Origin of the sequence: uncultured Campylobacter sp., assembly GCF_938045405.1 — a bacterium.
GTDB lineage: Bacteria > Campylobacterota > Campylobacteria > Campylobacterales > Campylobacteraceae > Campylobacter_B.
On record NZ_CALIMW010000248.1, the window covers coordinates 1 to 5,075 of the forward strand.

Here is a 5,075-nt window from a genome sequence, read left to right on the forward strand (position 1 = left end):
CAGGATAGCGGCGTAAATCTTATGCAAATCACTAGAAACGGAGCCGTTTTGCAAGATATTAATAATACAATTAGGAATTCGGATATAGTAACCTTGAATGGTAATGTAGCCAATATAATGGAAATTTTACCTCAACTTGGGGTTGAGCTGATTGATAAGGCAAATTTTAATACTATAAATATTTATAGACAAAATGATAGCTATGATTAAACGACAAGCCGTCAAGTTTCTCCTCGTAGGCATCATGAATACTACCTTTGGGTATGGGCTATTTGCCCTTTTTATCTATTTGGGTCTATATTATCCTCTTGCCGTATTGTTTTCTACGATACTAGGCGTATTGTTTAACTTTAAAACTATAGGCAAGCTGGTATTCGGTAGCAGTGATAACGGTCTAATATTTAGATTTATACTAGTTTACATCATTACTTATTTTTTAAATATATTTTTTCTATGGCTTTTCAAGTGGCTTGGATTTGATAATATGTATATAAATGGTTTTGTGCTTTTGATCCCGCTGGCCGCGGTGTCATTTTTGTTAAATAAATTTTTCGTCTTTAGGAGATGATATGAAAAAGATCAGTATAGTTACTGCCTGCTTTAACGAGGAGGAGAATGTAGAGGAAGTCTATGCGCGCGTAAAAAAAGTTATGGAAGGATTTTCGGAGTACGCCTACGAGCATATATTTATTGATAATGCTTCGACCGATAGGACGGTTGAAATTTTAAAACGCCTAGCAAAGGATGATAAAAATTTAAAGATCATCGTAAATTCCAGAAACTTCGGGCATATCAAATCGCCAACCTATGCGCTTTTGGGTGCAGACGGAGATGCTGTTATCTCTATCGTAGCCGATTTGCAAGATCCGCCCGAGATGATTGCGCAGTTTATAGAAAAATGGCAAGAGGGCAACGACTTGGTTTTGGCTATTAAGCGAGATAGCGAGGAGCGCGGCGTGATGTTTAAAATCAGAGAGTGTTATTACGAGCTCTTATCAAAACTATCTGAGATCGAGATTTTTAAGAATTTTACCGGTTTTGGGCTTTTTGATAAAAAAGTAATAACGGCTCTTAGGCAGATGCATGATCCATATCCGTTTTTTCGCGGAATGCTCGCGGAGGCAGGCTATAAGGTAGCCAAAATTCCTTACGATCAACCGGTAAGAATTAAAGGAGTTACCAAAAATAACTTCTACACGCTTTATGATATGGGGATACTCGGTATAATCTGCAATTCTAAAGTGCCACTTAGGCTCGCGACTTTTATAGGCATGATAATGGGTATTTTAAGTATAATAGTAGGACTTGTGTATTTTATACTTAAGCTAATTTATTGGGACGAGATGAGCGTGGGCATCGCGCCTCTTATCATACTTTTTTCATTCGTTTCATCTGGAATTTTGTTTTTTATCGGTATAATAGGCGAATATATCGGTGCAATTTATACACAAGTGTTAAATCGCCCATTGGTATTTGAAAAAGAAAGAATAAATTTTGATTAAAGGGAGCTTTAATGAAAGTTTTAATACTAGCAGGAGGTTTCGGTACTAGGCTTGCCGAAGAGACGAGCATTAGGCCAAAGCCAATGGTAGAGATCGGCGAAAAACCGATTTTATGGCATATTATGAAAATTTATAGTTTGTACGGATTTAACGAATTCGTCATTCTACTTGGCTATAAAGGCTACTATATCAAAGAATATTTTGCCAATTATTTTTTGCATCAAAGCGATATGACTATAGATTTGAAAAATGGCAAAATGGAGGTTTTGAGCAATTTTAGTGAGCCTTGGAGCGTTACGCTGTTAAATACCGGGCTAAACACTATGACTGGCGGTCGTATTAAGCGGGCTCAGAGCATAGTGGGAGACGAGCCGTTTTTGCTTACTTATGGAGATGGCGTTAGTGATATAGATATCCACGAGCTTGTAAAATTTCATAAGTCTCACGGCAAATCGCTTACTATGACTTCCGTTCAGCCGGAAGGTCGCTTTGGAGCGCTAAATATAGATGACGAAAGTCGCGTGCATGAGTTTAAGGAAAAACCAAAAGGAGACGGCAATTGGATCAATGCGGGTTTCTTTGTATGTGAGCCCAAGGTTTTTGACTATATTGCGAATGGAGATGCGACAATATTTGAGCAAGAGCCGCTTATGAATTTGGCCCACGACGGCGAAATTTTAGCATATAAACATAGCGGCTTTTGGAAGCCGATGGATACGCTTAGAGATAAGCTCGAGTTAAACAAAATTTGGGATAGCGGCAACGCTCCGTGGAAAAAGTGGTAGCAATGCAAGATATGCAGGATCTATACTCCGGAATTTATAATGGCAAAACAGTTTTGCTTACCGGGCATACCGGTTTTAAGGGCTCATGGCTTAGCTTATGGCTGGAGCGCTTGGGTGCAAAAGTGATAGGGTATTCGCTTCCGGCGCCTACAGAGCCAAATCATATAGGACTTTTAAATTTAAATATCATCCAGGTAATCGCCGACATACGAGATCTTGCTAAATTAGACGAGGCGTTTACGACTTATAAACCCGACATTGTATTTCACTTTGCCGCTCAGGCGCTCGTACGTCCATCTTATGCCGATCCGATAACAACCTACGAAACCAATGTCATAGGCACATTAAAAGTCTTTGAAGCCTGCAGAAAGGCGGGCGTTCGCGCGATCGTGAATATCACCAGCGATAAGGCTTATGAAAATAAAGAGTGGGTTTGGGGTTATCGTGAGAACGATCCTATGGGCGGATATGATCCATATAGCTCGTCGAAAGGCTGCGCGGATCTTTTGGCTAGTTCATATCGAAATTCGTTTTTTAACGAAAAAGATTACGGCACAAAGCATCAAACGCTGCTTGCCACGTGTCGCGCAGGTAACGTAATAGGCGGCGGAGACTGGGCGCAAGATAGATTGATTTGCGACGTTATGCGCGCAGCAGCTAAAAATGAAGCGGTAACGATCCGCAATCCGCATGCGACGCGTCCTTGGCAGCACGTACTCGAGCCGCTTAGCGGATATTTGCTCGTAGGGCAAAAGTTGCTTGAAGGGCGAAAGGAATTCGGCGGTGCATGGAATTTCGGACCTAGCGATGATGGTGCGATTAGGGTGCTTGATGTACTAAAGAGTGCCAAGCGATATTGGGATAAGACAGAATTTAAAATCGGCTCCGACATAAACCAGCCGCATGAGGCAAATTTGTTGAAGCTTGATTGCTCTAAAGCACATGCGCTGCTTGGTTGGAAGCCAGTTTGGGATAGTGAAACGGCATTTGAAAAAACTGTAAAATGGTATAAAAATTTCTACGAAAACGGCGCGATCGATACCGAACAAAATTTAAACGACTACGTAAAAGAGATGATGCGATGATAAAAGTTAGCGATTTTATAGCAAAATTTATAGCCGAGCACGAAGATACCGCAAAGACCGTATTTATGGTCTCGGGTGGCGGCAATATGCACCTGATAGATTCGCTTGGCAAAAATGAAAATTTAGAGTATGTCTGTAACCATCACGAACAAGCTTGCGCGATAGCCGCAGAGGGATATGCGCGCGTCTCAAATAAGATTGGTATCGCGTATGTTACCACAGGCCCCGGCGGGACAAACGCGGTTACCGGCGTTTACGGTGCCTGGGTGGATTCGATCCCTACGATGATCATATCGGGGCAAGTGAAATTTCAGACGACCATTGCTTCGCAACCCGAGTTAAATTTACGTCAGCTCGGCGATCAAGAGGTTAATATCGTTGACATCGTAAGACCTATCACAAAATACGCCGTAATGATAACGGATAAAAATAGCATAAAATTTCATCTGCAAAAAGCTATTTATGAGGCTAAGCACGGCAGACCCGGACCCGTATGGCTGGATGTGCCGCTAGACATACAAGGCGCGATGGTGGACGAAGCAGATCTGATAGAATTTGAAATCCCCGAAGCGCCGAAGTTTGACACAAAAATCCCGCAGGTTTTAGATGCGTTAAAAGCTGCTAAACGCCCCGCTATCATTGTAGGTAACGGCGTAACGCTTGCCGGCGCTAACGAAGAATTTCTAAAACTAATCGAAATTTTAAAAATCCCCGTTATCGGTACTTTCGCTAGATACGATATCGTTAGAAATGACTATGAGCTGTTTTTCGGTAGATATGGCACTATTGGCAATAGAGCGGCAAATTTTGTCGTACAAAATTCCGATCTCATCATTGCTATAGGTGCTAGATTAAATATCCGTGCAGTCAGCTATAACTGGGAATTCTTCGGCAGAGAAGCCAAAAAAATTTTAGTTGATATCGACCAAAACGAACTAAACAAAAAAACTATTGCCGCAGATATTAAGATAAAATCCGATGCGAAGGTTTTTATATCGGATTTGCGATCTGCGTTGAAAGACGAGCTGGATTTTGGATTTTGGCTTGAAATTTGCAAAAATTACAGAAAAAATTATCCTACGATTGAGCCTTTTAGACAAAATGTAAAAGAGTGGGTTGATTCATATAATTTCTTCGATGTGCTATCTAATCATAAACGAGATTTAGTTTATGTATTCGGTAACGGTACGGCATGTGTTTCATCTTATCAGAGCTTGCGCTTATATGAGAATCAAAAGGTGGTAGTAAATTCGGGTTGTGCTTCTATGGGATACGATCTGCCTGCCGCAATCGGTGCCTGCTTCGCAAATGGCAAAAAAAATACGATTTGCGTTACGGGTGAAGGTAGCTTGCAGATGAATATTCAAGAGCTTCAGACAATAATTCATAATAAGCTTCCGATCAAAATCTTTGTTCTGAATAATGCAGGCTATATTTCTATCAGAAATACTCAAAACAACTTTTTTAAAGGGCACAAGGTAGGCTCAGATAAAGATAGCGGCGTCAGCTTTCCTAATATCGTAAAATTAGCAGAGGTTTATGGCTTTGAAGCCTGCAGGATAGAAAATCAGCTAAATTTAAAAGGGGAGTTGGAGGAAATTCTATCCAAACCAGGTACGGTAGTTTGCGAAATAATGCTTTCACCTATTGAAAAAATGGAGCCAAAATTATCGTCTAAGATAAAGCCTGACGGCAAAATGGTT

General features: G+C 40.8%; 6 protein-coding genes. All 6 read left to right on the forward strand.

Annotated features, from left to right (window positions below; all coding sequences use genetic code 11):
* On the forward strand, positions 1 to 210 hold a 210-nt coding region (locus tag Q0140_RS10160), incomplete at its 5' end, for a hypothetical protein (RefSeq protein WP_297964254.1).
* Positions 203 to 568: a GtrA family protein gene (locus Q0140_RS10165; protein WP_297964256.1), complete on the forward strand. Its 366-nt coding sequence runs from the start codon at positions 203 to 205 to the stop codon at positions 566 to 568. The genes Q0140_RS10160 and Q0140_RS10165, both read left to right, overlap by 8 nt.
* A gap of 1 nt (position 569) precedes the next feature.
* Entirely contained in the window at positions 570 to 1,502 is a 933-nt protein-coding gene (locus Q0140_RS10170) for a glycosyltransferase family 2 protein (protein WP_297964258.1), read from the forward strand.
* An 11-nt stretch (positions 1,503 to 1,513) separates the two neighbouring features.
* A complete protein-coding gene (gene rfbF / locus Q0140_RS10175; protein ID WP_297964260.1) occupies positions 1,514 to 2,287 on the forward strand; it encodes a glucose-1-phosphate cytidylyltransferase in 774 nt (257 codons plus the stop codon).
* A gap of 11 nt (positions 2,288 to 2,298) precedes the next feature.
* Positions 2,299 to 3,372 carry a CDP-glucose 4,6-dehydratase gene (gene rfbG / locus Q0140_RS10180; protein ID WP_297964264.1) on the forward strand — a complete coding sequence of 358 codons (1,074 nt, stop codon included), beginning with the start codon at positions 2,299 to 2,301 and terminating at the stop codon, positions 3,370 to 3,372.
* Positions 3,369 to 5,075, forward strand: a 1,707-nt coding sequence (locus Q0140_RS10185) for a thiamine pyrophosphate-binding protein (RefSeq protein ID WP_297964262.1), incomplete at its 3' end; no start/stop codon positions are given. The genes rfbG and Q0140_RS10185, both read left to right, overlap by 4 nt.

What these genes read in the sequence shown, in the direction of transcription:
- Q0140_RS10170 (WP_297964258.1), top strand. Translation starts at nt 570, where the DNA reads ATGAAAAAGATCAGTATAGTTACTGCCTGCTTTAACGAGGAGGAGAAT.
- Q0140_RS10165 (WP_297964256.1), top strand. Translation starts at nt 203, where the DNA reads ATGATTAAACGACAAGCCGTCAAGTTTCTCCTCGTAGGCATCATGAAT.
- rfbF (WP_297964260.1), top strand. Translation starts at nt 1,514, where the DNA reads ATGAAAGTTTTAATACTAGCAGGAGGTTTCGGTACTAGGCTTGCCGAA.
- rfbG (WP_297964264.1), top strand. Translation starts at nt 2,299, where the DNA reads ATGCAGGATCTATACTCCGGAATTTATAATGGCAAAACAGTTTTGCTT.